Source organism: Roseovarius mucosus DSM 17069, assembly GCF_000768555.3.
Lineage (GTDB): Bacteria > Pseudomonadota > Alphaproteobacteria > Rhodobacterales > Rhodobacteraceae > Roseovarius > Roseovarius mucosus.
The window spans coordinates 150,573-177,030 of sequence record NZ_KN293980.1; the positions used below are offsets into that span (position 1 = coordinate 150,573).

The 26,458-nt window shown below is 61.0% G+C and carries 26 protein-coding genes and 1 tRNA gene; 16 read left to right on the top strand and 11 right to left on the bottom strand.

Features of this window, described 5'->3' with window-relative positions; translation table 11 throughout:
- The first annotated feature begins 53 nt into the window (after window positions 1-53).
- On the top strand, window positions 54-521 hold the full coding sequence (locus tag ROSMUC_RS11805; protein ID WP_037273263.1) for an SRPBCC family protein: 468 nt from the start codon (window positions 54-56) through the stop codon (window positions 519-521).
- A gap of 16 nt (window positions 522-537) precedes the next feature.
- Here the strand turns inward: ROSMUC_RS11805 and ROSMUC_RS11810 are convergent, their stop codons facing one another.
- A complete protein-coding gene (locus ROSMUC_RS11810; RefSeq protein ID WP_037273264.1) occupies window positions 538-1,380 on the bottom strand; it encodes a prephenate dehydratase in 843 nt (280 codons plus the stop codon).
- Window positions 1,381-1,517: 137 nt separating this feature from the next.
- On the opposite strand from ROSMUC_RS11810, the gene ROSMUC_RS11815 reads away from it, so the two are divergent.
- The 5 genes from ROSMUC_RS11815 (at window position 1,518) to ROSMUC_RS11835 (ending at window position 8,570) form a co-directional block, all read left to right on the top strand.
- On the top strand, window positions 1,518-2,660 hold the full coding sequence (locus ROSMUC_RS11815) for a c-type cytochrome (RefSeq protein WP_245875169.1): 1,143 nt from the start codon (window positions 1,518-1,520) through the stop codon (window positions 2,658-2,660).
- Window positions 2,661-2,817: 157 nt separating this feature from the next.
- Window positions 2,818-4,752, top strand: coding sequence for an extracellular solute-binding protein (locus ROSMUC_RS11820; RefSeq protein WP_425442797.1), 1,935 nt, complete (start codon window positions 2,818-2,820; stop codon window positions 4,750-4,752).
- A 17-nt stretch (window positions 4,753-4,769) separates the two neighbouring features.
- The gene (locus ROSMUC_RS11825; RefSeq protein WP_037273273.1) at window positions 4,770-5,864 is read left to right on the top strand and encodes a microcin C ABC transporter permease YejB; all 1,095 of its coding nucleotides are present in this window, start codon (window positions 4,770-4,772) and stop codon (window positions 5,862-5,864) included.
- A gap of 7 nt (window positions 5,865-5,871) precedes the next feature.
- Window positions 5,872-6,978: an ABC transporter permease gene (locus ROSMUC_RS11830; protein WP_037274039.1), complete on the top strand. Its 1,107-nt coding sequence runs from the start codon at window positions 5,872-5,874 to the stop codon at window positions 6,976-6,978.
- Window positions 6,975-8,570 carry an ABC transporter ATP-binding protein gene (locus tag ROSMUC_RS11835; RefSeq protein WP_037273276.1) on the top strand — a complete coding sequence of 532 codons (1,596 nt, stop codon included), beginning with the start codon at window positions 6,975-6,977 and terminating at the stop codon, window positions 8,568-8,570. The genes ROSMUC_RS11830 and ROSMUC_RS11835 overlap by 4 nt, the downstream gene beginning before the upstream one ends.
- A 5-nt stretch (window positions 8,571-8,575) precedes the next feature.
- On the opposite strand, the gene hemN is transcribed toward ROSMUC_RS11835, so the two are convergent.
- The gene (hemN, locus tag ROSMUC_RS11840) at window positions 8,576-9,931 is read right to left on the bottom strand and encodes an oxygen-independent coproporphyrinogen III oxidase (RefSeq protein ID WP_037273278.1); all 1,356 of its coding nucleotides are present in this window, start codon (window positions 9,929-9,931) and stop codon (window positions 8,576-8,578) included.
- An 84-nt stretch (window positions 9,932-10,015) separates the two neighbouring features.
- On the opposite strand from hemN, the gene fnrL reads away from it, so the two are divergent.
- Window positions 10,016-10,762, top strand: coding sequence for a transcriptional regulator FnrL (fnrL, locus tag ROSMUC_RS11845; RefSeq protein WP_037273281.1), 747 nt, complete (start codon window positions 10,016-10,018; stop codon window positions 10,760-10,762).
- Between the two features lie 85 nt (window positions 10,763-10,847).
- On the opposite strand, the gene ROSMUC_RS11850 is transcribed toward fnrL, so the two are convergent.
- On the bottom strand, window positions 10,848-11,687 hold the full coding sequence (locus ROSMUC_RS11850; RefSeq protein ID WP_037273283.1) for a universal stress protein: 840 nt from the start codon (window positions 11,685-11,687) through the stop codon (window positions 10,848-10,850).
- 202 nt (window positions 11,688-11,889) lie between these two features.
- Between ROSMUC_RS11850 and ccoN the strand changes: the two genes are divergently transcribed.
- Genes ccoN through ccoP form a run of 4 tightly spaced genes read left to right on the top strand, consistent with a single transcriptional unit; the run spans window position 11,890 to window position 15,311 of the window.
- A complete protein-coding gene (gene ccoN, locus ROSMUC_RS11855; RefSeq protein WP_037273286.1) occupies window positions 11,890-13,494 on the top strand; it encodes a cytochrome-c oxidase, cbb3-type subunit I in 1,605 nt (534 codons plus the stop codon).
- Between the two features lie 14 nt (window positions 13,495-13,508).
- Window positions 13,509-14,234, top strand: coding sequence for a cytochrome-c oxidase, cbb3-type subunit II (ccoO, locus tag ROSMUC_RS11860; protein ID WP_037273289.1), 726 nt, complete (start codon window positions 13,509-13,511; stop codon window positions 14,232-14,234).
- A gap of 12 nt (window positions 14,235-14,246) precedes the next feature.
- Window positions 14,247-14,441 carry a cbb3-type cytochrome c oxidase subunit 3 gene (locus ROSMUC_RS11865; RefSeq protein WP_037273291.1) on the top strand — a complete coding sequence of 65 codons (195 nt, stop codon included), beginning with the start codon at window positions 14,247-14,249 and terminating at the stop codon, window positions 14,439-14,441.
- Window positions 14,442-14,444: 3 nt separating this feature from the next.
- Window positions 14,445-15,311, top strand: a complete 867-nt coding sequence (gene ccoP / locus ROSMUC_RS11870; RefSeq protein ID WP_037273293.1) for a cytochrome-c oxidase, cbb3-type subunit III — start codon at window positions 14,445-14,447, stop codon at window positions 15,309-15,311.
- Between the two features lie 216 nt (window positions 15,312-15,527).
- Here ccoP and ROSMUC_RS21025 read toward each other — a convergent pair whose 3' ends face one another.
- Window positions 15,528-15,695 carry a hypothetical protein gene (locus tag ROSMUC_RS21025; RefSeq protein ID WP_170062565.1) on the bottom strand — a complete coding sequence of 56 codons (168 nt, stop codon included), beginning with the start codon at window positions 15,693-15,695 and terminating at the stop codon, window positions 15,528-15,530.
- Window positions 15,696-15,797: 102 nt separating this feature from the next.
- Here ROSMUC_RS21025 and ROSMUC_RS11875 point away from each other — a divergent pair, with 102 nt between their 5' ends.
- The 5 genes from ROSMUC_RS11875 (at window position 15,798) to ccoS (ending at window position 21,022) form a co-directional block, all read left to right on the top strand.
- On the top strand, window positions 15,798-16,682 hold the full coding sequence (locus ROSMUC_RS11875; protein WP_037273295.1) for a LysR family transcriptional regulator: 885 nt from the start codon (window positions 15,798-15,800) through the stop codon (window positions 16,680-16,682).
- A 93-nt stretch (window positions 16,683-16,775) separates the two neighbouring features.
- Window positions 16,776-18,218 (top strand): cytochrome c oxidase accessory protein CcoG, encoded by a 1,443-nt coding sequence (gene ccoG / locus ROSMUC_RS11880; RefSeq protein ID WP_425442798.1) that lies wholly within the window; start codon window positions 16,776-16,778, stop codon window positions 18,216-18,218.
- Window positions 18,218-18,673 carry a FixH family protein gene (locus ROSMUC_RS11885; RefSeq protein WP_206018449.1) on the top strand — a complete coding sequence of 152 codons (456 nt, stop codon included), beginning with the start codon at window positions 18,218-18,220 and terminating at the stop codon, window positions 18,671-18,673. The genes ccoG and ROSMUC_RS11885 overlap by 1 nt, the downstream gene beginning before the upstream one ends.
- 3 nt (window positions 18,674-18,676) lie before the next feature.
- Window positions 18,677-20,860, top strand: a complete 2,184-nt coding sequence (locus tag ROSMUC_RS11890) for a heavy metal translocating P-type ATPase (RefSeq protein ID WP_037273302.1) — start codon at window positions 18,677-18,679, stop codon at window positions 20,858-20,860.
- A gap of 3 nt (window positions 20,861-20,863) precedes the next feature.
- Window positions 20,864-21,022 carry a cbb3-type cytochrome oxidase assembly protein CcoS gene (ccoS, locus tag ROSMUC_RS11895; protein ID WP_037273304.1) on the top strand — a complete coding sequence of 53 codons (159 nt, stop codon included), beginning with the start codon at window positions 20,864-20,866 and terminating at the stop codon, window positions 21,020-21,022.
- Between the two features lie 66 nt (window positions 21,023-21,088).
- On the opposite strand, the gene ROSMUC_RS11900 is transcribed toward ccoS, so the two are convergent.
- The 7 genes from ROSMUC_RS11900 to ROSMUC_RS11930 form a co-directional block, all read right to left on the bottom strand.
- The gene (locus tag ROSMUC_RS11900) at window positions 21,089-22,546 is read right to left on the bottom strand and encodes a D-alanyl-D-alanine carboxypeptidase family protein (protein ID WP_037273306.1); all 1,458 of its coding nucleotides are present in this window, start codon (window positions 22,544-22,546) and stop codon (window positions 21,089-21,091) included.
- A gap of 692 nt (window positions 22,547-23,238) precedes the next feature.
- Window positions 23,239-23,313 (bottom strand) — tRNA-Phe (locus ROSMUC_RS11905).
- Between the two features lie 77 nt (window positions 23,314-23,390).
- The gene (locus ROSMUC_RS11910) at window positions 23,391-23,573 is read right to left on the bottom strand and encodes a DNA gyrase inhibitor YacG (RefSeq protein WP_037273309.1); all 183 of its coding nucleotides are present in this window, start codon (window positions 23,571-23,573) and stop codon (window positions 23,391-23,393) included.
- Window positions 23,570-24,595, bottom strand: coding sequence for a ribonuclease E/G (locus tag ROSMUC_RS11915; RefSeq protein ID WP_037273311.1), 1,026 nt, complete (start codon window positions 24,593-24,595; stop codon window positions 23,570-23,572). Before ROSMUC_RS11915 ends, ROSMUC_RS11910 begins: the two co-directional genes overlap by 4 nt.
- On the bottom strand, window positions 24,592-25,170 hold the full coding sequence (locus ROSMUC_RS11920) for a Maf family protein (RefSeq protein ID WP_037273312.1): 579 nt from the start codon (window positions 25,168-25,170) through the stop codon (window positions 24,592-24,594). The genes ROSMUC_RS11915 and ROSMUC_RS11920 overlap by 4 nt, the downstream gene beginning before the upstream one ends.
- Window positions 25,171-25,184: 14 nt before the next feature.
- Window positions 25,185-25,403 carry a translation initiation factor IF-1 gene (gene infA / locus ROSMUC_RS11925; protein WP_005978431.1) on the bottom strand — a complete coding sequence of 73 codons (219 nt, stop codon included), beginning with the start codon at window positions 25,401-25,403 and terminating at the stop codon, window positions 25,185-25,187.
- A gap of 83 nt (window positions 25,404-25,486) precedes the next feature.
- Complete coding sequence (locus tag ROSMUC_RS11930) at window positions 25,487-26,371, bottom strand: carbon-nitrogen hydrolase family protein (RefSeq protein ID WP_037273314.1); 885 nt, start codon at window positions 26,369-26,371, stop codon at window positions 25,487-25,489.
- Window positions 26,372-26,458 lie beyond the last annotated feature (87 nt).

Sequence of the window (26,458 nt, forward strand, 5' to 3'; positions counted from 1 at the left end):
GGTGACAATAGATGCGGGCAAAGCGATAACAAACCGAAAAGGGCGGTCTGGGGATGCAGTTTACCGGCAGGGAAGATATTGAGGCCCCAATCGAGCGGGTTTTCGAAGAAATCGCAGATTTTCAAGGATTTGAACGCTCGGCGTTGCGGCGCGGGGCGGATGTGCGGCGCACGGACAAGCTGAAGGTGCCGGGGGTCGGCATGAGTTGGCATGCTGTGTTCAAGCTGCGCGGCAAGCAGCGCAAAGTGGATGTGAGCGTTGTTGACTACGATCCGCCCAACGGGATCAAGCTGGGCTTGATGTCGTCTTCGATAGAAGGGCAGATGATCGCGGAACTTGTGGCACTATCGCGGGGACGCACGCGGATGACGGTCACGCTGGTGTTGCAGCCGCGCACCTTGGCGGCGCGATTGATGATGCAATCACTGCGGCTGGCGCGCAATAATCTGACAAAACGGTTCAAGGTCCGGCTGGCGGAATACGCCGCAGAGATAGAGGACCGGTATACGCGATCCGCCTGACGGACGGTGTCGGTATTCAGTCGGTATCGTGTCGGCGCGGATCGGCGGGGTAGACGCCCAGAATCGTCACGTTCGAGGTGAAGTAATCCAACTCATCCAGCGCTCGCGCGACGGCCGGATCATCTGGATGACCCTCAATGTCAGCGTAGAACTGCACGACATTGAAATTGTCACCGACCATGTAGCTCTCGAGTTTAGTCATGTTGACACCGTTGGTCGCAAAGCCGCCAAGCGCCTTGTAGAGACCGGCGGGGATAGAACGCAGGCGGAACACAAGGGTCGTCATCATCCCATTGGTGCCACGCTGTGCGAAATCGGGCTCTCGTGCCATCACAAGAAAGCGGGTGGTGTTGTTGCCCTGATCCTCGATATGGCGGGCGATCACGTCGAGACCGTAAATCTCTCCTGCCAATTCGCTCGCAAGGGCAGCCATTTCCGGTTGCCCGGCCTCGGCCACATGGCGGGCGGAGCCTGCGGTATCGGCTCCGGTCACGCGGTGGATGCCGTGGCGTTCGAGAAAGGCGCGGCACTGGCCCAACAGCATGGTGTGGCTCATCGCGCTCTCGATTTCGTCGAGGCGCACGCCGGGCAACGCCAAGAGGTTGATATGTACCCGCACAAAGGCCTCGGCCACGATATGCAGGCCCGATTCGGGCAAGAGGTGGTGAATGTCGGCCACCCGACCAAAGGTAGAATTCTCGACCGGCAGCATGGCCAAATCGGCCTGACCCTCGCGCACCGCAGAAATCGCGTCCTCAAAGGTGCGGCAGGGCAGTGCCTCCATCTCGGGATAGGTTTCGCGACAGGCTTGATGCGAGTAGGCGCCAAGCTCTCCCTGAAAGGCGATGCGGTTGGTCATCTGCGTTTTTCCGTGTTTTTGGCCCGGTCGGGCGTTTGGTCGCGGAAACTACACCTTGCGCGCCAGTAGGGGAAGCGGATAGATACGCGGCCAACGACGGATCAAATGGAAACGGGCCTATGTTCGACACAATGACGATGACAAAGACCGCGGGCGCACTGTGTGGCGCGCTCTTGGTGTTCCTTTTGGGCAATTGGGCGGCGGAGTCGATTTATTCGATGGGCGGCGGCCACGGCGAGGACCACGCGCAGGGCTATGTGATCGACACGGGCGATGCTGGTGCCGAGGAAGTGGTGGAAGAAGGCCCGAGCCTTGCCTCGCTGATGGCGGCGGCTGATCCGGCGAATGGCGAAAAGTTGTTCCGCAATTGTGCCGCTTGCCACGCGGTTGTTCAGGGCGAGAACAAGGTTGGTCCGTATCTTTACGGGGTCGTCGGACGCGACGTCGGTACGGCTTCGGGCTACGGCTCTTATTCAGGGGCTTTGACGGCTGTGGCGCAGGTCTGGACGCCGGTTGAGTTGAATGCGTTTCTGGAGAACCCCAAGGGGTATGCGCCTGGAACGACAATGGGCTATGCAGGTATGCGCAAGGCCGAAGATCGCGCCGACCTGATCGCCTATCTTGATCAGACCGATGGCACGACCTTTGAAATGCCGGTAGAAGAAGCAGCAGCCGAACCTGCGGCAGCGGAAGCGGAAGCAGCAGCCGAGCCTGCGGCAGAGGAAGCAGCAGCCGAGCCTGCGGCAGAGGAAGCAGCAGCCGAGCCTGCGGCAGAGGAAGCGGCAGCCGAACCTGCAGCAGAGGAAGCGGCAGCAGAGCCTGCGGCAGAGGAAGCGGCAGCAGAGCCTGCGGCAGAGGAAGCGGCAGCAGAGCCTGCGGCAGAGGAAGCGGCAGCCGAGCCTGCAGCGGAAGAAGCGGCGGCCGAGCCTGCAGCGGAAGCAGGGGCATCGGACTTCGCGGCGCTTGTTGCTGCGGCTGATCTGGCAGCGGGTGAAAAGCTCTTTCGTCGCTGCGGTGCTTGCCACAAGCTTGAGGATGGCAAGAACGGGGCCGGTCCGCACCTCTTTGGCATCGTCGGGCGCGACATTGCCAGCGTCGAGGGCTTTGCCTATTCCGACGCGCTCAAGGGTCTGGAAGGCGAATGGACGGTGGAAAAACTGAGTGGCTGGATTGAAAATCCGCGCGCCTACGCGCCCGGCAATCGTATGGGCTTTCCGGGGCTCAAGGATGAGGCAGATCGCGCCAACCTGATCGGCTATCTTCAAAGCGCTGCAAACTGATCCGCGCAACATTTTCGAAAGGCCGCTTCCCGGCAAGGGTGGCGGCCTTTTTCATGGGCGGCGGACAGGATCGGCGCTTGAACAAGACGCGCCCCCTCCTTAGCTTGCCAGCAAGCGATGAAGCACCAGATAATGGGTGCGGCAGGAGGAGGATGGCATGACCGGACGAAACACCCTGACCAAAACCCGGACACGCGCGGGGGCGGCGCCCTGGCGTCTGCGGCTGGCCGTGATGGGCCTGTCAATCGCCGCGCTGATGGCGCAGGCGGTCTGGGCGCAGGATGAGGTGATCACCTCGCATGGCTATTCGTTCTATGGCGATCTGAAATATCCTGCGGATTATCCGCATTTTGATTATGTGAACCCGGAGGCGCCCAAGGGGGGAGAAATCTCGCTCTATGCGCCGGGGACGTTTGATTCGATGAACCCCTATGCGCGGCAGGGGCGGGCCGGGCGGCTGTCCTGGATGGTTTACGAGAGCCTTTTGGGGGCATCCGAGGCAAGCGGCGAGCCGCTGCCGGGGGACCGCTATAACGAGGGTTACGGTCTCTTGGCTGAGCGGTTGGAATATGACGCGGGCAAGACTTGGGTGATCTTCCACATGCGCCCCGAGGCCAAATTCGCCGACGGCACGCCGGTCACGGCGCATGACGTGGTCTTTTCGCATAACCTGTTTCTGGAGCAGGGGCTGAAATCCTATGCCGAGGCGGTCAAGCGCCGGGTGCTGAGCGCCGAGGCGCTGGATGATCACACCGTCAAATTCACCTTTGCGGAAGGCATCTCGCGCAGGTCGCTGATTGATCAGGTGGGCGGCACGCCGGTCTTTCCGCGCAAATGGTACGAGGACACGGGCGCGCGGCTGGATGAGCCACGGCTGGAGGCGGCACCGGGATCGGGGCCCTATCAGGTCAAGAGCTATGACGTGAACCGCAATATCGTCTATGAACGCAATCCCGATTACTGGGGCTGGCATTTGCCGATCAACAAGGGGCGGCATAATTTCGACCGTATCCGGATCGAGTATTTCGCCGATGACAACGCGGCGTTCGAGGCGTTCAAGGCGGGGATTTACACGTTCCGGCCTGAGGGCAATTCCAAGACTTGGGCCACGGGATACGATTTCCCGGCGGCCAATGCGGGCTATGTGGTCAAGGCAGAGCTGCCTGACGGCTTGCCGCCGACGCCGTCGGGGTTCGTGTTCAATCTGGGCCGCGAGACATTGCAGGACAAGCGGGTGCGGCAGGCAATTGCGCTCGGGTTCAATTTCGAGTGGACCAATGCGTCCCTGCAATACGACCTTTTCAAGCAGCGGCATTCGTTCGTGCAGGACACACCGCTTGAGGCCAAGGGCGTGCCAGAAGGCGCGGAATTGGCGCTATTGCAATCCTTGGGGGATGTGGTGCCCGAAGAGATGCTGACGGCACCTGCGGTGATGGCGCATTCGTCCAATGGCGAGCGCCTGAATGATCGGCGCAATCTGCGCGCGGCGATGAAGCTGTTGGATGAGGCGGGTTGGGCCGTGGGAGACGACGGCAAGCGGCGCAACGCCGCCGGAGAGGTTCTCAAGATTGAGATCCCGATTTCCGCCTCTGGCTCTGCCACCATGTCGGCAGTGGTCGAAAGCTTTGTCAGCAATCTGCAACTGATGGGCATTGATGCCAAGTTCGACAAGATCGACGCCGCGCAATACACGGCGCGCGAGCGGGATCGCGATTATGACCTGATCTTTGACAGCTACGTGTCGTTTCTGGAGGCGGGCACCGGCCTGCATCAGCGTTATGGCAGCAAGGAGGCGGCCTTTAGCCTGTTCAACCCGGCGGGACTGGCAAGTCCGATGGTCGACGCGATCATCGACCGCGCGTTGGAATCCGGCAGCAAGGAGGAACAGGATGTGGCATTGACCGCGCTCGACCGTGCCTTGCGCTATGAGTTTTTCATGATCCCGACCTGGTATCTCGACAAGAGCTGGGTCGCCTACTGGGATATGTATGCCCATCCCGAGCCGCTGCCGCCCTATGCAACCGGCGTGCTGGATTTCTGGTGGTATGACGCCGACAAGGCTCAGGCGTTGAAAGACGCGGGCGCGCTGTGATCCGGGGGAGCCGCTAAATGGGCGCCTATATCCTGCGGCGGCTTTTGCTGATCGTGCCCACGCTCTTTGGGATCATGGTCATCAACTTCGCTCTGGTCCAGTTCGTGCCCGGTGGGCCGGTCGAGCAGATGATTGCCAACATGCAGGGGCAGGGTAACGTGTTCGAGAGCTTTTCCGGCTCTGGCTCGGATACCGGGCAAGAGATGGTTGGGGCCGCAGGGGGCAGTGATCAGTATCTCGGGGCGCGGGGCCTGCCGCCGGAGCTGATCAAGGAGCTGGAAGAGCAATTCGGTCTGGACAAGCCGCCGCTCGAGCGGTTCTTCAACATGATGTGGAATTACATGCGGTTCGACTTCGGTGAGAGTTATTTCCGCAAGATCGAGGTGCTGGATCTGGTTCTGGAAAAGATGCCTGTTTCGATCACGCTCGGCCTTTGGTCGACGCTCATTGCCTATATCGTGTCGATCCCGTTGGGGGTGGCCAAGGCGGTGCGCGATGGCACCAAGTTCGACACATGGACCAGCGGTATCATCATCGTGGCCTATGCGATCCCGGCGTTTCTCTTTGCGATCATGCTGTTGGTCCTGTTCGCGGGGGGCAGTTATTTCCAGATATTCCCGTTGCGCGGCCTCACCTCGGACAATTTCGAGCAGCTGAGCCTCTTGGGCAAGATCGGCGATTACCTCTGGCATATCGCCTTGCCGGTCATCGCCTCGACCATTTCGGCCTTTGCCACGCTGACGCTGCTGACCAAGAACAGCTTTCTGGACGAGATCAAGAAACACTATGTGATGACCGCGCGGGCCAAGGGGCTGAGCGAGCGGAGGGTGCTTTATGGGCATGTGTTCCGCAATGCGATGCTTATTGTCATCGCGGGCTTTCCGGCGGTGTTCATTGGCGTGTTCTTTGGTGGATCGGTGCTGATCGAGACGATTTTCAGCCTCGATGGGCTGGGGCGTCTGGGCTTTGAGGCTGCGGTGGGGCGCGACTATCCGGTGATGTTCGGAACGCTCTTTTTGTTCGGCCTCATCGGTCTTGTGGTCGGCATCCTGTCGGACCTGATGTATGTGCTGGTCGATCCACGGATTGATTTTGAAAAGCGGGAGGGGTGAGACTGTGATCCGCCTCTCGCCGCTCAATCAACGCCGCTGGCGCAATTTTCGGCGCAATAACAGGGCCTACTGGTCGCTTATTCTGTTCTCGGTGATCTTTACGATCACGCTCTTTGCCGAGTTCGTGGCCAATGACAAACCGATCCTCGTGCAATATCGCGGCGATTTCTACATGCCGATTTTTCGGTTTTACCCGGAAACCGCCTTTGGTGGCGATTTCGAGACCGAGGCGATTTATCGCGACCCCGAAGTGCGTTGCCTGATCGCGTCGGGGGGGCTCGACATCTGTTTTGACGACCCTGAAGGCGTGATTGCGGATGCCGAGGACGGTGTGGTTGAGGGCGAAGACATTGCCAAGGGTTGGGCCATCTGGCCGCCCATTCCCTATAGCTACAACACCACCGTGGACCGCCCCGGTGCCGCCCCCCTGCCGCCGAATGGGCAGAACCTGTTGGGCACGGATGACACCAAGCGCGACGTGCTGGCGCGGGTGATCTATGGCTTCCGGCTCTCGGTTCTGTTTACGCTGATCGTGACGGCGCTATCGTCCGTGATCGGAATCGCGGCGGGGGCGGTGCAGGGCTATTTCGGCGGGCGCACCGATCTGATTTTCCAGCGGATCATCGAAATCTGGGCTTCGACCCCGCAACTCTATGTGATCATCATTCTCTTTGCGATCCTGCCGCGCAGTTTCTGGCTGCTGGTCGTGATCACGGTGCTCTTTGGCTGGATGGCCCTGGTTGGCGTGGTGCGGGCCGAATTCCTGCGGGCGCGCAATCTTGAATACGTGCGGGCCGCCAAGGCCTTGGGCGTATCGAACCTGACGATCATGTTCCGCCACATGCTGCCCAATGCGATGGTGGCGACGCTGACGATGCTGCCCTTTGTCATCACCGGGACGATCTCGCTCCTGGCGGGGCTCGATTTCCTCGGTTTCGGCCTGCCGTCCTCGGCGCCCAGCCTCGGAGAGCTGACATTGCAGGCCAAACAGAACCTGCAAGCGCCGTGGCTCGCGTTTACGGCCTTCTTTGCTTTTGCCATCATGCTGTCGCTGCTTGTGTTCATTTTTGAAGGTGTGCGCGACGCCTTTGACCCCAGAAAGACCTTTGAATGAGTGTGCTGGAGGTCAAGGACCTGCGGATCAGTTTCCGGCAGGACGGGCAGGTGATCCCGGCGGTCAAGGGCGTGAGCTTTAGCGTTGACCGGGGCGAGACCGTGGCGCTGGTGGGTGAATCCGGCTCGGGCAAGTCGGTGACCGCGCTCTCGACCGTGTCTCTGTTGGGATCGTCGGCGCAGGTCACGGGCTCTGTCACCTATGCGGGTCAGGAGATGATCGGCGCGGACGAACGGCGGCTACGGCAGGTGCGCGGCAATGACATCAGCTTTATCTTTCAAGAGCCGATGACATCGCTCAACCCGCTGCATACGCTGGAAAAGCAATTGCGCGAGAGCCTCGAACTGCATCAGGGGCTGACGGGGGATGCCGCGCGCGCGCGCATCGTGGAGCTCTTGGAGCGGGTGGGCATTCGTGACGCGGCCAGCCGTCTGGGGGCCTATCCGCATCAGTTGTCGGGCGGGCAGCGGCAGCGGGTGATGATCGCGATGGCCTTGGCCAACAAGCCCGACATCCTGATTGCCGATGAGCCGACGACCGCGCTCGACGTGACCATTCAGGCGCAGATTCTGGAACTCCTGGCGGAGTTGAAGCGCGAAGAGGGGATGGGTCTCTTGTTCATCACGCATGATCTGGGGATCGTGCAGCGCATCGCCGACCGTGTCTACGTGATGAAGGATGGTGAGATTGTCGAGGCTGGGCCGGTGGCCGATGTCTTTGCCGCACCCCGGCATGAATATACCCGCAAGCTGCTGAGCGCGCGGGCGGTGGGCCTACCGTCGCCGGTGCCAGAGGGCGCGCCGATGGTGGCCGAGACCGAAGGCTTACGTGTGTGGTTCCCGATCCAGAAAGGATTCCTGAAACGTACCGTGGGGCATGTGAAGGCGGTCAATGCCGCCACGCTCCGCGTGCGCGCAGGCGAGACGTTGGGCATCGTGGGCGAGAGCGGGTCGGGCAAGACCACGCTGGCGCTGGCAATCATGCGGCTGATTGCGTCTGAAGGCGGCATCCGCTTTGCGGGTGAAGATGTGAATGGTTGGTCCACGCGGGAGTTGCGGCGGCGACGGGCGGAGATGCAGATCGTCTTTCAAGACCCGTTCGGAAGCCTGAGCCCGCGCATGACCTGCGCACAGATCATCGCCGAGGGGCTGGGCGTGCATGGCAATCCGGGTGGCCGACCAGAGCGTGATCTGGTGGCCGAGGTGATGGACGAGGTGGGGCTGAACCCCGCCATGATGGACCGCTATCCGCATGAATTCTCTGGCGGGCAACGGCAGCGTATCGCAATCGCCCGCGCCATGATCCTGCGTCCCAAGCTGGTGGTGCTGGACGAGCCGACAAGCGCCCTGGATATGACGGTGCAGGTGCAGATCGTCGATCTCTTGCGCGAATTGCAGCGGAAATATGCGCTGGCCTATCTTTTCATCAGCCACGATCTGCATGTGGTGCGCGCCATGAGCCATCGGGTGATGGTGATGAAGGATGGCGATGTGGTCGAGGCGGGCGACGCCGAGACGATCTTTTCCGCGCCGCAGACGGCCTATGCGCGCAAGCTCTTGGCGGCGGCGCTCGAGGGGCGGGCCGAGGTCTGATCCCCTCAGATTGCAGAGGAATGGCCGTCGGCGTTCATCTCGTAGGCGTCGAACTGACGCGCGATCATGCGGGTCAGCGGTCGCGCCTCAAGCGGGATCGAAAGGCCGGTGGCGTCAAGCGCCAGATGCCCGTCAAAGCGGCGTTCCACGGCAGAGAGCATCGCCTGCAATTCTGCGGCGGGAATGTCGAACTCGCGGAATATCTCGGCGCTATCAATGCGGAAATCGCACATCAGCATCTCGATCATGCGGCCGCGCAGCTTGTCTTCAGCGGAAAAGACATGGCCGCGTGAGGTTGAAAACCGCCCTTCACGGATGGCGCCGGTATGGGCCCCGGTGGCAGGGGCATTCTGCGCATAGCCTTGTGGAAAGCGCGAGATGGACGAGGCGCCCAGACCGATCAGCACCTCGGCGGTGTCGTCGGTGTAACCTTGAAAATTGCGGCGCAGTAGCCCGGTTTTTTGCGCCACGCTCAGCCCGTCAGAGGCGGTTGCGAAATGGTCGATGCCGATCTCATCGTAGTTGTCCCAGAGAAACAGGCGGCGCGCGGTCTCGAAGAGCGCCAGACGTTCCTGCGGTGTGGGCAGGGCATCCGAGGGAATCATCTGTTGGCGTTTTGCCATCCATGGCACATGCGCATAGCCATAGAGCGCGACCCGGTCGGGATTGAGCGAGAGAAGTTTCTGCACGCTTTCGGTAATGCGGGCGCGGTTCTGATGCGGAAGGCCATAGAGGATATCGGCATTGAGGCTCTTGACCCCGCGGGCGCGGATTTCATCGACCGCGTCGCGGGTGATGTCATAGCCCTGCATCCGGCCGATGCTTTTCTGAATTTGCTCGTCAAAATCTTGCACGCCAATCGAGGCGCGGTTCATGCCGACACCAGCAAGCGCATCAAGGCGCGCGGCGTCGATTTCATTGGGGTCGATCTCGACCGAAAATTCAGTGGTGTCGGTAAAGGGGGCAATGGCGCGAATGGCACCCGCCAATTCGCTCATCATGCCGGGCGAAAGCAGCGTGGGCGTGCCGCCACCCCAATGCAGGCGCGATAGGCGCACCCCACGTGGCAGATTCTGACCTAGCATCGCGATTTCGGTCTTGAGAGTCTCGAGATAGGCCGCTACGGGGGCATCCGTCTGGGTTCCTTGGGTCCGGCAGGCGCAGAACCAGCAGAGCCGTCGACAGAACGGCACATGCACATAGAGAGAAATCTCTGCACCCTCTGGTATCGCGTTGATCCAACTGGTAAATTGGGCCTGTCCCACATCGCGGTTGAAGTGGGGTGCGGTCGGGTAGCTGGTGTAGCGCGGCACTTTGGCGTCAAAGAGACCCAGTTTGCCTAGTTGAGTTTTTGTGTCCATAGCCCTAGGATTGTGCAGAACTGGCCGACCCGCATTGATTTAAATCAACCAACCCTGACAGCGCCCTCGAATAGTGGATAATCCATGCTGAAAGAGAAAGCCTCGATCATACCTCACGAGTGTGGGGATTGTCCGATCCGGCATCGGGCTGTCTGTGCGCGGTGCGAATCCGACGAGTTGGAGGTGCTTGATCAGATCAAATACTACCGCAGCTACGAATCCGGGCAGACCTTGATCTGGTCCGGCGATCCGATGGATTTCGTGGGCTCGGTCGTCTCTGGGATTGCGACGCTGACGCAGACGATGGAGGACGGGCGCACGCAGATGGTGGGGCTGCTCTTGCCCAGCGATTTCGTGGGCCGCCCCGGGCGCAACAGCGCCGCCTATGACGTTGTGGCGGTGACGGATATGGTGATGTGCTGTTTCCGCAAGAAGCCGTTTGAAGAGATGATGGCGCGGACCCCTCATATCGCGCAACGCCTGCTTGAAATGACGCTGGACGAGCTTGATGCCGCGCGCGAATGGATGCTGGTTCTTGGCCGCAAGACCGCACGCGAAAAAATCGCCTCGTTGATGGCGATCATTGCGCGGCGCGATGCCACGCTGAACATGAACGGCACGCGCGGGCCGCTGGTCTTTGATCTGCCACTGACGCGTGAGGCGATGGCGGATTATCTCGGCCTGACGCTTGAAACGGTAAGCCGTCAGGTTTCTGCGCTGAAAAAAGACGGGGTGATCGAGCTTGAGGGCAAGCGTCGCGTCACCGTGCCGGATTTCAACCGGCTGCTGGAAGAGGCGGGCGATGACAGCGACGGCGGGATGCTGATCTGATTCATCCCGCCCCAGGGTTCATCTGGTCATAAATACCTCGGGGGTTTGGGGGCTGGCCCCCAATCCGCCCGAGAGGCCACCGGTCTCAATGCGCCATGAAGACCGGCACGCTGGCCTGTTCCAGCATGTAGCGGGTGGCGCCGCCAAAGATCGCCTCGCGGAAGCGCGAGTGGCCGTAGGCCCCCATCACGACCATATCGGCATCCATGTCGCGCACATGCCGCAAGAGCACGTCCGAAACCCGCGGCAGTGTCTTGGACAGGACGTCAATCTCGACCTTGACGCCGTGGCGGGAGAGGTATTGCGACAAGAGCCCGCCAGGGTCGGAGCGGTTGGGCCCATGGGTGGGCGGGTCGATCACCACCACATGCACCACCTCCGCGCCCTTCAGCAAAGGCAGGGCCGCGCGCACCGCGCCCAGCGCCTCGCTGCTTTCGTTCCAGCCGATCATTATCCGGCCCGGATTGGGTACCGGGGCGACAGCGGCGGGGGCGATGATGACCGGGGTTCGCGCCTCGAAAAGGGCCGATTCGGTTGCTGGCTCCAATTCAGAACCGCGTCCCTTTCCGTAGGGCTGCGGGAGAATCACCAGATCCGAGAACCGCGCCCGCGCAGCGACATGGCGCCCCAGATCAGCCAATTGGCTGACACCTGCCTCGATCCCCCAGCGAAGCGATGAATTCTTGAGCAGGCTGCGTGCCTTGGCTTCGATGGCGGTGGCCTCTTCTTGGGCGCGGGCGATGGTTTCCTGAAGCACGATGGCGCTGGCACCGGAATAGTAATAGCCCGATTGGCTACGATCCACGCCCAGGCAGAGCACATCAAGATGGGCGTCATGGCGGGCGGCCATGCTGATGGCGTGGGTCAGGGTTTCCTCAACAAGGGACTCATCGGTCAAAACGGAAAACAGGCTGTTGTATGTCATGTCGCATTCCTTTGACTGTGTCGCACGTTATGTCACCCTAAGAGTGTATTGCCGGGGCTGCCTTGACGCGGATCAATTGATCAAAGTCAGTGTTTTGACACAGATCAAGGATAGTTGAGTCCGACCCTAGCATTACGGTCACAGTCTAACGCGCCTGCGCGGGTCACGGCGACTCGGGCAGAAAGAGACGAAGGGACGCAACATGACGAATTATATCAAGCTGATCGTGCTTGGTCTGGTCACGCTTCTGGCGTTGATCGCGGCCAATTATGCGCGCGATCTGGCCTATCTGGTCAACGCGCTGACAGTGGCGCTTGTGGGCGGTGGGCTTTTCCTGTGGACCCTGCGCCACACGGACGAACCGAGATCCCGAGTGGACATGTCGGGGGAATACATGGACGGCGTCGTGCGCGCCGGGGTGATCGCAACCTGCTTGTGGGGTGTTGTCGGTTTCCTCGCGGGCACGTTCATCGCCTTTCAACTTGCCTTTCCGGGGCTCAATTTCGATTGGGCGCAGGGATATGCGAATTTTGGTCGGCTGCGTCCGCTGCATACCTCGGCGGTGATTTTCGCCTTTGGTGGCAACGCGTTGATCGCCACGTCCTTTTACGTCGTGCAGCGCACGTCTGCGGCGCGGCTCTGGGGCGGGAACCTCGCGTGGTTCGTGTTCTGGGGCTATCAGCTTGTGATCGTGCTGGCCGCCACTGGCTATTTGCTGGGGGCCACGCAGTCCAAGGAATATGCAGAGCCCGAGTGGTATGTTGACCTGTGGCTGACGGTGGTCTGGCTGGCCTATCTGGCGGTGTTTCTGGGAACCATCGTCAAGCGTAAAGAGCCGCATATCTACGTAGCCAACTGGTTTTACCTGTCCTTCATCATCACGGTGGCGATGCTGCATGTGGTCAACAACCTGAGCATTCCGGTATCGATCTTCGGTTCCAAGTCGGTGCAGGTCTTTTCCGGCGTGCAGGACGCAATGACACAGTGGTGGTATGGCCATAACGCCGTGGGTTTCTTCCTCACTGCCGGGTTTCTGGGCATGATGTATTACTTTGTGCCGAAACAGGCGGAGCGTCCGGTCTATTCCTACAAGCTGTCGATCATCCACTTCTGGGCGCTGATCTTCATCTACATCTGGGCCGGTCCGCACCACCTGCACTACACGGCGCTGCCCGACTGGGCCTCGACGTTGGGCATGGTGTTCTCGATCATCCTCTGGATGCCGTCCTGGGGTGGGATGATCAACGGTCTGATGACGCTCTCGGGCGCGTGGGACAAGCTGCGCACCGATCCGGTGATCCGGATGATGGTGATTTCCATCGGGTTCTACGGCATGTCGACCTTTGAAGGGCCGATGATGTCGATCCGCGCGGTCAACTCGTTGAGCCACTATACCGACTGGACCATTGGGCACGTGCATTCGGGCGCTCTGGGCTGGAACGGCATGATCACCTTTGGCGCGCTCTACTTCCTTGTGCCGAAGCTGTGGAACCGTGAGCGGCTTTACTCGCTGAGCCTTGTGAGCTGGCATTTCTGGCTCGCCACCATCGGCATCATTCTCTACGCCGCCGCCATGTGGGTGACGGGGATCATGGAGGGGCTGATGTGGCGCGAAGTCGATGCAAACGGTTTCCTGGTGAACTCGTTCGCCGATACCGTCGCCGCAAAATTCCCGATGTATGTGGTGCGGGGGCTTGGTGGGGTCATGTATGTCACCGGCGCGCTGATCATGTGCTACAACCTCTGGATGACTGTGAAGCGTTCGCCGGCTGTCGAAGCCACGAATTCCGCAGTCCCGGCTGAATAAGGAGGGCCGGAGAGATGGCAATTCTGGACAAACACGCAATCCTGGAAAAGAACGTCACGCTTTTGGCGATCTTTGCCTTCCTTGTGGTCACGGTCGGGGGGATCGTGCAGATCGCCCCGCTGTTCTGGCTTGAGAACACCATCGAGGATGTAGAGGGCATGCGCCCCTACTCCCCGCTGGAACTGACCGGGCGCGACATTTACATCCGCGAGGGCTGTTACGTCTGTCATAGCCAGATGATCCGCCCGATGCGCGATGAGGTAGAGCGCTATGGGCATTACTCGCTGGCCGCGGAGTCGAAATACGACCATCCGTTCCAGTGGGGGTCCAAACGGACCGGACCGGATCTGGCCCGCGTCGGTGGCCGCTATTCGGATGACTGGCACGTGGACCACCTGCGCAATCCGCAGTCGGTGGTGCCGGAATCGGTGATGCCCAAGTATGGCTTTCTCGAAAACCGGATGATCGAGCCCAAGCATATCGAGGATCTGCTCAAGACACATCGTCTGGTAGGTGTGCCCTATTCCGACGAGATGATCGAGAACGCCAAGGCCGATTTCACGGTTCAGGTTGATCCGGATGGCGATACCGAGGGGCTCTTGGCGCGGTATCCCAAGGCACAGGTGCGTAATTTCGACGGGCAGCCGGGAATTTCCGAGGCAGATGCGCTGATTGCTTATCTGCAGATGCTGGGGACGCTGGTCGATTTCTCGACCTTCACCCCGGTGGCAAGCCGGTAAGGGAGTGGAGTGATGGAAACCTATTCCCTGTTGCGAGAATTTGCCGATAGCTGGATGTTGCTGGCACTCTTTGCATTCTTCGTTGGCGTCGTGTTCTGGGTGTTCCGCCCCGGCGCCACCAAGAGCTATGAGAACCCGTCAACCATCCCGTTCCGGCACGAAGACAAACCGGCCCGCGCCCATGGCGCCCGGCACGAGGAGGCATGAGACATGGCCAAACAACCGATTAAGAAGAACCAAGAGGTCGAAACCACCGGCCATCAATGGGACGGGATTGAAGAGTTTAACAATCCCCTGCCGCGCTGGTGGCTGTGGACCTTCTATGCCTGTATCGTCTGGGGCTTGTGGTATGTGATCGCCTACCCGGCGTGGCCGCTGGTTCAGGGGGCGACAGCCGGTTACAAAGGCTGGTCGACCCGCGCCAACGTCGCGGTCGAACTGGCCGAGGCCGAGGCCGCCAATGCCGCAATCAACGCCAAGCTGGAAACGGTCGAACTGACCGAGATTGCAGGCGATCCCGAATTGCAGGGCTATGCCACATCGGCGGGCAATGCCGTGTTCAAGACATGGTGCGCGCAGTGCCATGGTTCGGGGGCGGCGGGGGCCAAAGGCTATCCCAACTTGCTGGACAATGACTGGCTCTGGGGGGGGACGATCGAGGATATTCACACCACGATCGCCCATGGTATCCGCAACACCGAAGATCCAGATGCGCGCTATTCGCAGATGCCGGCCTTTGGGGATATTCTGGAAACCGCGCAGATTGATCAGGTGGTCAACTACGTGATGTCGATGTCGGGTGAGCCGCAGGATGCCTCGATGGTGGCCGAAGGTCAGACCGTGTTCATGGACAATTGCGCCGCTTGCCATGGCGAGGCCGGAGAGGGTGACATCTATCAAGGGGCGCCCAACCTCGCCGATGCCATCTGGCTCTATGGTGGATCGTTCGACACGATCAAGGAAACGGTCACGTATTCGCGCTTTGGCGTGATGCCGCCGATGGGCGGGGCCGATCTGAGCGAGGCCGAGATTCGCGCCGTGGCGATCTATGTCCACCAGCTTGGCGGGGGCGAGTAAGCCCTAAACGAATACCCCGAGCCGCAAGGCTCGGGGTCAGGTGCCGGTCCTTCCGTTCTGTTCGCGCGTTTCCTGGAGGGGCCGGCACCGATTACCGCATTGATCAAGGTGATCTGTCAATCCGAAGGTCCCAAGGCGGGGCCTTTTCTCATTCCGCCGGATGACCCGGCCCACCGACCGCCGCGCCATGGCCAGCGGGTGTGAGGGGCGCGGAGCCTAGAAGCGGCGGCGGGCATGGAGATGCGCCTCGATTTCCGCACCTGTGCGCGCGTCAAAGCGCTCGGCGGGCTGCCAATGGGCGCGGCCGCGGTGCCGCACCGTTCTGTCCTCGGGCGCGCCGAGCCGAGTAGCGGTTCTGAAAGTACTGGCTAAAATTCCAAACATCGGTCAATCCTTTCCTGTTCGGGGATCATGCTCTCAGGATGGCGTTTCTCGCCGCGAAAGACGACTCTGGAAAAATCACGACTTGTAAGATAGGCTTACGTCATGGATTGGTTGTCACTCCCTCCTCTGACCGCTTTGCGGGCCTTTGCAGCCTTGGCCGAAACTGGCGGCACGGCGGCAGCGGGTGCGCGGCTCAACGTCAGTCATGCGGCGGTCAGCCAACAGATCAAGCAGCTTGAGGCGCATATGGGCCTTGTGCTGGTGGATCGTTCGGGGCGGAACTTGCGCCTGACGGCGGAAGGGCAGGAGCTGGCGGACGCTCTGGCGTTGGGCTTTGGTGCGATTGCGCGTGCGGTTGATACCTTGTCCCAGCAGAGTTCCGAGCGCCCCTTGCAGATCTCGACTACGCCGAGCTTTGCGGCGCACTGGCTGATGCCTTGCTTGGGGGATTTCCGTCACCGACATCCCGAGATTGACCTGATGATCGACCCGACCCCCCGCTTGGTGTCACTCGAGCCGGGCGGTATCGACATTGCGGTCCGTTACGGGGCCGGAGATTGGCCGGGGCTTGAGGCAGAGTTGCTGTTCTCCTCACCCATCGTTGCCGTGGCCGCCCCGCGCCTGGTCGAGGGGCGCCGGATCGAAAGCCCCGCTGATCTGGCAGATCTGCCTTGGCTTCAGGAATTCGGCACCAATGAAGCGAGTGACTGGTTGCGCCGTCGAGGTGTGACCCGAGAGCGGGGAGCCGGGCAAATTCAGGTGCCGGGCAACCTGTTGCTAGACGGATTGCGCGACGGCCAAGGGGTTGCCGTGACGGTTCTGGATTGGGTGCGTCAGGATATCGCGGCGGGCCGTCTACGGCTCTTGTTTCAGGACCATGAGGACAGCGGCTATCATGTGGTGACGCGTCCGGGAGTGCTACGCCCCGCAGCGCGGACCTTTTTGGTCTGGCTGCGTCGCATGGCTCGACAACATGGCGCTTCGTAATAGATCGATTCAAAAGTCAGAATTTGATGCAGGTCAAAGCTGTGACACCTGCATCCTGACAGAAGACGATCAAGAAAATGATCATACCGGAGTATGTCCGTGGCCGATTCCCATCCAACCGAACCGCAATCCCTCTATGCTGCGCGCGAACCGGTCTTTCCCAAGAAGGTTTATGGCAAGTTTCGCAACCTGAAATGGGTGATCATGATTGTCACCTTGGGCATCTACTATATCACGCCCTGGATTCGCTGGGACCGGGGCGCAGCGCTGCCGGATCAGGCGGTTTTGCTCGATCTGGCGAACCGGCGATTTTTCTTTTTCTGGATCGAGATTTGGCCGCACGAGTTCTATTTCGTGGCCGGTTTGTTGGTCATGGCGGGCTTGGGTCTATTTCTGTTCACCTCGGCGTTGGGTCGCGTGTGGTGCGGCTATGCCTGTCCGCAGACGGTGTGGACCGATCTTTTCATTCTTGTTGAGCGTTGGATCGAGGGGGATCGCAATGCGCGGCTGCGCCTGCATCGGCAAAAGAAATGGGATCTGCGCAAGGCGCGGCTGCGTCTGACCAAGTGGATCACTTGGGCTTTGATCGCGGTGGCCACCGGCGGGGCTTGGGTATTCTATTTCACCGATGCACCGACCCTGTTGGTCGATCTCTTTACCCTCAATGCCCATCCCATCGCCTATACGACGATTGCGGTGTTGACCGGCACGACGTTCTTCTTCGGCGGCTTTGCCCGCGAGCAGATCTGTATTTATGCCTGCCCTTGGCCGCGTATTCAGGCGGCGATGATGGATGAGGATACGCTGACCGTCGGCTATCGTGAATGGCGGGGCGAGCCGCGAAAGAATTCAGAAGCGGTCAAGGCGGGTGAGCCGCAAGGCGATTGCATCGACTGCATGGCTTGCGTCAATGTTTGCCCGGTGGGGATCGACATTCGCGATGGTCAACAACTGGAGTGCATCACCTGCGCGCTCTGTATCGACGCGTGCGACGACATCATGGCCAAGATCGGCAAGCCGCGCGGCCTGATCGACTATATGGCCTTTACCGATGAAGAGGCAGAGCGGGCGGGCGGCAAGCCAAAGCCGATCTTTAAACATATCCTGCGCCCACGCACGATTCTTTATACCGCACTCTGGTCCCTGGTTGGGATCGGGCTTGTCTTTGCGCTGTTCATCCGGTCGGATATCGACCTGACCGTGGCACCGGTGCGCAACCCGACCTATGTCACTCTGTCTGATGGTTCGATCCGCAATACCTATGAGGTGCGCATCCGGAACATGCAGCACGAGACGCGCGAATTCGAGATCACGGTCAAGGGCGATCCGGCAATTTCGCTCCAACTGGAAGGCGTGACCGATAACAAGATCAGCGTGAACGCTGATGAAATGTTCCTGCAGCGCGTCTATCTGGTGGCCCCGCCAGAGTCCGAACCTGCCGAGGAAGAGCGGAGCGAGATTCGCATCTGGATCGAGGACATGACCAACGGTGAGCGGGCCTATAAGGACACGGTCTTTAACGGAAAGGATAACTGATGGCTGAGCGTCAGATCACCGGCAGGCATGTGTTGATCGGCTTTGTCGGGGCTTTTTCCGTGATCATCGGCGTCAATCTGGTTCTGGCATGGTCGGCGGTGCGAACCTTTCCGGGGCTTGAGGTCAAGAACTCGTATGTTGCCAGTCAGGAATTCAACGAGCGAAAGGCCGCTCAAGAGGGGCTGGGTTGGACCGTGGAGGCGGATCACGCAGGCGGGCTCTTGATGCTGCACATCACCGATGTCGCGGGCAATCCTGTCGAGGTGGCACGGCTTGAGGCGACTGTGGGGCGGGCCACCCATGTGCAGGACGACCAGACGCCCGAATTCCGCTATGATGGGCAGGCCTATGTTGCGCCAGTGGATTTGGGCGATGGCAACTGGAATATCCGCATGAAGGCTTGGGATAATGATGGGACCCTCTTTCAACAGCGCGTCGTTCTGCACAAGGAATAGACCATGACCGCCACGATGCGTCCTTCGCCCTCGGCCTGTCCGGCCTGTGCTGCCGCCCCGGCGGCTGAGGCCTTGGCCGCAAGCGCGCTGCCACGGGCCCAGATTGCGCTGTCACTGCCCACGATCCATTGTTCGGCCTGTATTTCCAAGATCGAGCGGGCGCTCAATGCGGATAACCGGGTGAACTCTGCACGTGTCAACCTGACCCTGAAACGGGCCAGCATTGACGCCGCCCCAGACGTGACCGCCGAAGAGATGCGCGCGCTGGTCGAGGGGTTGGGATACGAGGCCCATGAGCTGGATCAGGGCACGCTGAATGCCACCGCCAACGATCGCGCCGGGCGCGACCTCCTGATGCGGCTGGCCGTTGCCGGATTCGCCAGCATGAATGTCATGCTCTTGTCGGTGTCGGTCTGGTCCGGTGCCGAGGATGCGACGCGCGATATGTTCCACTGGATTTCGGCCGCGATCACCTTGCCGGCGATTGCCTTTTCCGGGGTGCCGTTCTTTCGCAACGCCTGGACTGCGCTGCGCAACGGGCGGCTCAACATGGATGTGCCGATTGTGTTGGCCATTGTGCTGGCGATCTTCACCTCGCTCTGGGAAACGATGCTATCGGGGCATCATGCCTATTTCGATGCCGCCATGGCGCTCACGTTTTTCCTCTTGGCGGGGCGCTACCTTGATCACCGGACCCGGGCGATTGCGCGCTCTGCGGCGCAAGAATTGACAGCGCTAGAGGTGCCCCGCGCGACGCGCTTGCTGGATGGCGCAGAAGAGGTTGTAAACGTTGCACAATTGGCTGTTGGCGATCACATCCTGGTGCGGCCCGGTGGGCGCATGCCGGTGGACGGTGAGATTGTGCAGGGCACGTCCGAGATTGACCGTTCGCTTCTGACGGGCGAGACGCTGCCGGTCTTTGCGGGGGTGGGGCAGGCGGTCAGTGCGGGCGAGGTCAACCTGACCGGGCCGTTGACCATTCGTGCAACGGCGGTGGGGGCGGAAACCTCGCTGCATCGCATGGCCGATCTTGTGGCCATCGCGGAATCCGGACGCTCGCGCTATACCTCGCTCGCCGATAGCGCCGCCAAGCTCTATGCGCCGGGGGTGCATATCCTTGCAGGGCTCAGTTTCATGGGCTGGTATCTCTATACATGGGATGTGCGCACGGCGCTGAATATTGCTGCTGCGGTTTTGATCATCACCTGCCCTTGTGCGCTTGGCCTTGCGGTGCCTGCGGTCACGACGGCGGCCTCGGGGCGGCTTTTCCGGCGGGGGATGCTGATCAAGCACGAAACCGCGCTGGAACGGCTGGCGCAGGTCGATACCGTCGTGTTCGACAAGACAGGCACGCTGACCACAGGCGCTCCGCAGGCGACGAACCTTGAAACATTGCCGCGCCCGGTCGTGGAATTGGCGCTGGCGCTGGCGCAGGGGTCTTCGCATCCTCTGGCGCAGTCGATCACGCGCACTGCGCGCGCGGCGGGGATTGTGGCGGCTGACCTTACAGATCTTACAGAAGTGCCGGGATATGGTACAAAGGCCCGCTATCAGAACCAAGAGGTGCGTTTGGGGCGTGCCAGCTGGACCGGGGCACAGGGTCTGTCCGAGACAGCGACCTTTCTCAGAATCGGAGAGGAGCCGCCGGTCGCCATCACCTTTGCCGATGCGCTGCGGCCCGGTGCCGCCGAAGCGGTGCAGGGATTGATGGATCAGGGCAAGCGCGTGATCCTGATGTCCGGTGATACCACCCCGGCAGTCGAGGCGCTGGCCACGCGCCTGGGCATTCCGCAGTGGATGGCCGAGGCACTGCCCGCCGACAAGGCGGCACGCGTGGCGGCATTGACCGCGGAGGGCGCGCATGTGCTGATGGTGGGGGACGGGCTCAATGACACCGCCGCTTTGGCCGGCGCGCATGTCTCCATTTCACCGGCAACGGCGCTGGATGCCGCGCGGGTTGCCTCGGATATCGTGCTTTTGGGCAATGACCTCTCGCCGATTGCGGCGGCCTGTGTGACGGCGCAATCCGCGACGCGCCGCATTCGCGAGAATTTCCAGATCGCGACGATCTATAACATCATTGCCGTGCCCTTGGCGGTGGCGGGGCTTTGCTCGCCGTTGATCGCCGCCTTGGCCATGTCGCTCAGTTCGATTACCGTCTCTCTCAACGCGCTGCGACTGAGGTAGCCTATGAATATTCTCACCTACCTGATCCCGATTTCCCTGATCCTTGGGGGCGTGGGGCTTGTGGCGTTTGTCTATACCGTGCGTTCGAACCAGTATGACGATCCCGAAGGGGACGCGCGCCGCATCCTGTCAAACGATTGGGACGACCGCCCCAAGCCCTGACGTCGATTTCATCTGGCCGAAAATACCTCGGGGGTTTGGGGGCAGCGCCCCCAATCCGTCGCGTGCTCAGCTTGGCCCAATCATGAAACAGGTGATCTTCTTGGCCTGAAGGCGGCGACACGCGAGATCGGCACTTTCACGGGTCATCCCCATGAAATTGGCGTCGAATCCGGCGGGGCGCTGCACCACTTTGCGCAGGCTGCCATCAAGCGTGGCCATTTCGTTCAACGCGGTCTGCAAGAGCATCTGGCGTGCCTTGTACTCGCTTGCATAGCGGCCCACGTTGATACCCCAATGCCGCCCGCCAGAGGTCGAGACGCGAGTCACGACCTCGGGTTGTGGCTCTGGGGCCGGGGCACTGGCCAGCACGATATCGGTCGGGCGTTGTTCCGGGCGAATGTCAGGTGTGACTGTGACGCTACCTTGGGGAATGGGCGCAGTTTCGGCGCTGGCCGTCGCGACCTGTTGGGCGGCCAGAAGTGCGCGTTCGATATCATCCCGCGCGGCGATAACGGGGGCCGGGGCCGCGGGCAGGGGACGCGATTGCGGCCGTAGGCTCTTGGCGACCGCAGCGGCGGAGGTCAGGCGTACGGTCTTGGCGGCAAGGGCGGGGCGCTCTTCGCCTTTGGCGATCATCACGGGTGCGGTGCCCAGTTTGCCCATATAGGGCGGGCGCGCGGGGCGGTGGACCGCGACGCGCGTCGGAGCCTTGCTAAAGCCGAGGTCGAGAAGTTCCGCCACCTTGGCATTGCGCGATGCCGTGGATTGCCCGCCAAACACGGTGGCGATGATCCGTTCGCCACCCCGTTCGGCGCTGGCTGTGAGGTTGAAGCCTGCTGCACGGGTATAGCCTGTCTTGATCCCGTCGGCACCGCGATAGGCTTCGAGAAGGCGGCGGTTGGTGTGGCTGACCGAGGTCACGCCGGCATCGGTGGTGATGCGCGAGAAAAGGTTGTAATATTGCGGATAGTCATAAAACAGGTGCCGCCCGAGAATGGACATGTCGCGGGCGGTGGACAGATGGCCATTCTCGGTCAGGCCATGGGCGTTCTTGAAGGTGGTGCGCGTCATTCCAAGCGCTTGGGCTGTGCGGTTCATGCGGCGGGCGAATTGTGCCTCGGAGCCTTCGATGGCTTCGCCAAGGGCGGTTGCGGCATCATTGGCAGATTTGACCGCGGCGGCGCGGATGAGATAGCGCAGCGCAATCGAGCTGCCCGCGCGCACGCCCAGCTTGCTGGGGGGCTCGGAGGCGGCATGTTTGGAAATCACGACCTTGTCGTCAAGTCCGATTTCGCCATTCTCGATGGCCTCAAAGACCACATAGAGCGTCATCATCTTGGTCAATGACGCAGGATGCAACCGCGCGTCGGCGTTGTTGGAGTATAGGACTTCGCCATTGCGCGCATCCATTACAAAAGCTGCATAGGGTGCCGCTGCCGCGCTCAGCGGCACAATCACCAGCATCCAGAAAGTTGCGAACGCCACCAAGCCCCAACGGACCGGCTGTCTGCCCCGTGTTTTCATAGAACCGCTCTTTTACTGCCTCGCGCCGCCGGTTTTCCGGCTGGCATTGATTTATAAACTTTAGTCTATCACAGCCCTGTTTTTGATTAAAGTATTCATTTGCATAGATTTTTGAGACCTGACGACAAGATGTGGTGGAGGGGTGGCAACAAATCCCTAGATCAATGAGGTGGTCATCAGAGGTGGTCTTGCCGTGTCGACCAGAACACAGCCCGGTCTAGATGGATCGGGGTTTCCTATCTGCTTGCCACTCTCACGGATTCTGCTTGATCGGCATGGGCTTCCGCCAAGGTCAAGATGTGGCGGGCCGAGTGGGCCCCTCGGCATCGTAGTAGACCAGCCATCGTCCAATGCCGTCTCATGTCTGTGAGCCACGCTTGCCAGCAACGCAGGTAGAGGCACGACGTCATGCTGTCGCCCGTTGACTTCGAAGCCAGACAGCTGAAACTGAGCGAGGCAGGTGTCTAGAAGACTAGGGGCACCTCAGACCTCGGAAGGCCTTAGACGCACCAACGACCAAGTGACCAATGCCTAAGTCTGTTGCGAACATCGCAGGTCGTCGACAATGATCTCAAACAGACGAAGCGAAGAATGTGATACGAAATGTGATACACTTCTAAGAAGTCACGCGGTCCAGTTTGGAAATTTAAATAAAATTTCCAATATCTTAATATAATTTATAGTTTTGGAAGTGGTGCCCGGGGGCGGAATCGAACCACCGACACGAGGATTTTCAATCCACTGCTCTACCCCTGAGCTACCCGGGCATGGGAGAAGGCTGAGCCTTCGGGTGGATGCGTTCTAGGCGAGCGCGGGCGGGGTGTCCAGAGGGTATGAGTAAAAATCAATGGGGTTTTTTCAACTCTTGATCCAGAGCGTCGAGAGCCTCTTCGAGATCAGCGGGATCGGTGGAGGGCACGGCGTAATCGCCGCCAAACCATTTGCCCAAATCCACATCAGCGCAACGCCGCGAGCAGAAGGGGCGATAGCTGGGATCGGTCTTTTTCTGGCAGATCGGGCAGGTCACTTGAGCAGGTCCGTAAGGGGCTGGCGATCACGTTTGCGTTGTAATTCAAAGTGGCCCAAGGGCGTCCAGCCCGCAAGGGTGGTTTCGGTCGTGTCCTGACGCAAGGCGGCGCGGAGTGCGGATTCGAAGGTGCGGCGGTCCTTCTTGGGCATGGGGGCGAGGTCGAGTGTAATCTGCCCGCCTAGACCGCGTAGGCGCAATTGGCGCGGCAGGTCACGGGCCATGTTGATATTTGCCTTGAGCCCGGCAGCAAGGCTGGCGTCGCCGCCGGTGTTGACATCCACGGCCACAAGCGCGCGGGTGGGTTCGATGTAAAAGGACGCACCACCGGGCAAGGGGACCAAGGGATCGCGCAAAGCGTCGAGTTGGTCGAGCACGCCGGTTTCGGAAAAGGAGCCCGGATCGGTCAGCACATCCGCCGGGTCCGCCCAATCGCGCCAGGCAAGGCTATGAGGGCCGTCGCCTTCGGTCAGAGTTTCGGGATCGGTTCCCGTGGCATCGGCCAGCACGGCCTCGGCCAGATCGCACATAGCGCGAATATCCTCTGCAATATCATAGGCCTCGGCGCTCTCGCAGGCGGAGCGGAGGATCAGGCCCATCGGGCTGTCGCCCATCTCGGCATGGGCGATTTCAAGGAGGGAATCGCGCAGGTTCTCATCCTTGATGGCACGAGAGATATTGAGGCCCGGCGCATCCGGGGTGACGATGGCATAGCGGCTCTTGAAGAGCAGAGTGCTTGTCACCGGCAGCGCCTTGCCCGGTTCAGCATAGCCCGTGACCTGCACCAGCAGCGGTTGACCGGGGGCCAAGCCCTTGACCTGGCGCAGAAAAGCGGAGCCGTCGGGTGTGCGCAGGAACATGCCGCCCTGTCCCTTGACGGGGCGATCGGCGATGGCGCGGTAGATGGCGCCGGGGCGCGGCTGATCCGAGTCGATCAGCAGATCTTCTAGCCGCCCACCCACGAGCAGGGCTGCGGCCTCGGCACCGTTCAGATGGTCGAGCGCGATAGTGCGCAGGGTCATGGGATGTCCTTCCAGAGAGGGTAACCTGCGGCCCGCAAGAGGTTTGCGGTCTCGGCCAGGGGCAGCCCGACGACAGCGGTGAAAGAGCCCTGAATCCAAGGGATTAGCGCGCCTGCGGGGCCTTGGATCGCGTAGCCGCCGGCCTTGCCCTGCCAGTCATTCGTGGCAAGGTAGGCATTGAGCTCCTCATCCGAGAGACGCTTCATCTGCACGGTGGTCACGACATCCCGCTCCCATATCCGCGCGCCGCGCCGGACCGCCACGGCGGTGATCACCCGGTGCCGCCGCCCAGACAGGGCGAGCAGGAATTGTGCTGCTTCGCCAATATCCTGCGGTTTGCCAAGGATGCGGCGGCCAAGCGCCACCGTGGTATCGGCACAAAGAACGATGTCATCGTCCTCGGCCTCAACCGCCCACGCCTTTTGCCGCGCCATGCGGGCGCAATAGGGGCGGGGCCATTCGGCCTTGGCGGGGGTTTCGTCGATCTCGGGTGGGCGGGTGTCATCCGCGACCACCCCGATCTGCGCCAGCAGATCGCGCCGGCGCGGGCTGCCGGATCCGAGGATCAAACGCATTTAAAATCAGTCGCTTACTTGAAGCGGTAATTGATCCGACCCTTGGTCAGATCATAGGGGGTCATTTCCACCTGAACCTTGTCGCCCGCGAGAACGCGGATGCGGTTCTTGCGCATTTTACCTGCCGTATGTGCGATGATCTCATGGCCGTTTTCAAGCTCGACCCTGAATGTCGCGTTGGGCAGGAGTTCCTTGACGACACCGGGAAATTCGAGCGTGTCTTCCTTGGCCATGGTCTCTCCTTGATATGGCGCCCCGCCGTTTTGCGGAACGCGCTAGTAAATGCGCCTGTTTTGCGCGGTTTTCAAGGGTCTAATCACCGCAGTCGTTCAGATGTGACCATGACGTCGCGCCCCTGTTGGTCATCCCAATGGCGGCGGTTGAGGACAACGCCATCGGCGCGGACGTGGGCGATGCGGTCCAGATCGACCTCGGCATAGGTCCAGCCGGGGCGGTTGAGCGTGCCCTCGGCAAGGACGCCCGTGGGCGGGAAGCCTGTATCTGGGGGTCCAAAGACGCCACCCATACCACAATTGGTATCGACCGCCGGGGACCAATCCGCGGTGCCCACGGTCGAGGCCATGACGGTCACGCATTGCATCTCGAGGGCGCGAGCCATGGCCCCGATCCGAACGCGGGAATAGCCGGTCAGCGCCTCGGTGCAGGAGGGCACGAGGATCAGGTCGGCATCGGCCAAAGCCTTGCCCAGCAAGGGAAATTCGCTGTCGTAACAGATCAGGACACCGATTTTTCCAAGGCTCGTATCAAAGAGGCGCAGCGGGCCGCCGGCGGCGACGTGCCAGTCTTCGCGCTCGAACCGGGTCATGATCTGCTTGTCCTGCGCGCCGCGCGCGCCGGTGGGGGTAAAGAGCATGGCGCGGTTGACGGGGCGGGGGCCAAGATCGGGGTCAAAGACCGGGGCGGAGGCCCCCAGGATATGCAGCTTGTGGCGCGTCGCAAGCTCGGCATGCAGATCGTAAGCCTCTGACATCACGTCGGAAACTGCGTGCAGCGAGCGTTCGAGATCGCCGGCTGCCTCAGCCCCGGCCAGCGTCGCCAATTCCATCGCGCCATATTCGGGAAAGACGGCGAGATCGGCCCCGTTGGCGGCGGCCTCGGCCACCCAATCGGAGAGTTTGCGGCGGTAGTCGGCCCAGGAAGCGAGCGCGTCGAGCGGATAGGCGGCGGTGGCGATTTTCATGGGCGCGCTCCGGGCTGAGGTCTGATGTAAGCTTTGTAAGGTCTTGCAGGTGATTTTGTAAGGTCTCGGATCGGGTTTGCGCGCAGC

Bases quoted from the DNA above. Each gene is read 5' to 3' on its own strand.
- fnrL (WP_037273281.1), top strand. From the start codon at position 10,016: ATGCTGAAAGAGAAAGCCTCGATCATACCTCACGAGTGTGGGGATTGT.
- ccoO (WP_037273289.1), top strand. From the start codon at position 13,509: ATGGCAATTCTGGACAAACACGCAATCCTGGAAAAGAACGTCACGCTT.
- ROSMUC_RS21025 (WP_170062565.1), bottom strand. From the start codon at position 15,695: ATGTTTGGAATTTTAGCCAGTACTTTCAGAACCGCTACTCGGCTCGGC.
- ROSMUC_RS11865 (WP_037273291.1), top strand. From the start codon at position 14,247: ATGGAAACCTATTCCCTGTTGCGAGAATTTGCCGATAGCTGGATGTTG.
- ROSMUC_RS11885 (WP_206018449.1), top strand. From the start codon at position 18,218: ATGGCTGAGCGTCAGATCACCGGCAGGCATGTGTTGATCGGCTTTGTC.
- infA (WP_005978431.1), bottom strand. From the start codon at position 25,403: ATGGCCAAGGAAGACACGCTCGAATTTCCCGGTGTCGTCAAGGAACTC.
- ccoP (WP_037273293.1), top strand. From the start codon at position 14,445: ATGGCCAAACAACCGATTAAGAAGAACCAAGAGGTCGAAACCACCGGC.
- ccoN (WP_037273286.1), top strand. From the start codon at position 11,890: ATGACGAATTATATCAAGCTGATCGTGCTTGGTCTGGTCACGCTTCTG.
- ROSMUC_RS11875 (WP_037273295.1), top strand. From the start codon at position 15,798: ATGGATTGGTTGTCACTCCCTCCTCTGACCGCTTTGCGGGCCTTTGCA.
- ROSMUC_RS11820 (WP_425442797.1), top strand. From the start codon at position 2,818: ATGACCGGACGAAACACCCTGACCAAAACCCGGACACGCGCGGGGGCG.
- hemN (WP_037273278.1), bottom strand. From the start codon at position 9,931: ATGGACACAAAAACTCAACTAGGCAAACTGGGTCTCTTTGACGCCAAA.
- ROSMUC_RS11890 (WP_037273302.1), top strand. From the start codon at position 18,677: ATGACCGCCACGATGCGTCCTTCGCCCTCGGCCTGTCCGGCCTGTGCT.
- ROSMUC_RS11835 (WP_037273276.1), top strand. From the start codon at position 6,975: ATGAGTGTGCTGGAGGTCAAGGACCTGCGGATCAGTTTCCGGCAGGAC.
- ROSMUC_RS11810 (WP_037273264.1), bottom strand. From the start codon at position 1,380: ATGACCAACCGCATCGCCTTTCAGGGAGAGCTTGGCGCCTACTCGCAT.
- ROSMUC_RS11805 (WP_037273263.1), top strand. From the start codon at position 54: ATGCAGTTTACCGGCAGGGAAGATATTGAGGCCCCAATCGAGCGGGTT.
- ROSMUC_RS11825 (WP_037273273.1), top strand. From the start codon at position 4,770: ATGGGCGCCTATATCCTGCGGCGGCTTTTGCTGATCGTGCCCACGCTC.
- ROSMUC_RS11930 (WP_037273314.1), bottom strand. From the start codon at position 26,371: ATGAAAATCGCCACCGCCGCCTATCCGCTCGACGCGCTCGCTTCCTGG.
- ccoS (WP_037273304.1), top strand. From the start codon at position 20,864: ATGAATATTCTCACCTACCTGATCCCGATTTCCCTGATCCTTGGGGGC.
- ROSMUC_RS11815 (WP_245875169.1), top strand. From the start codon at position 1,518: ATGACAAAGACCGCGGGCGCACTGTGTGGCGCGCTCTTGGTGTTCCTT.
- ccoG (WP_425442798.1), top strand. From the start codon at position 16,776: ATGTCCGTGGCCGATTCCCATCCAACCGAACCGCAATCCCTCTATGCT.
- ROSMUC_RS11915 (WP_037273311.1), bottom strand. From the start codon at position 24,595: ATGACCCTGCGCACTATCGCGCTCGACCATCTGAACGGTGCCGAGGCC.
- ROSMUC_RS11850 (WP_037273283.1), bottom strand. From the start codon at position 11,687: ATGACATACAACAGCCTGTTTTCCGTTTTGACCGATGAGTCCCTTGTT.
- ROSMUC_RS11920 (WP_037273312.1), bottom strand. From the start codon at position 25,170: ATGCGTTTGATCCTCGGATCCGGCAGCCCGCGCCGGCGCGATCTGCTG.
- ROSMUC_RS11900 (WP_037273306.1), bottom strand. From the start codon at position 22,546: ATGAAAACACGGGGCAGACAGCCGGTCCGTTGGGGCTTGGTGGCGTTC.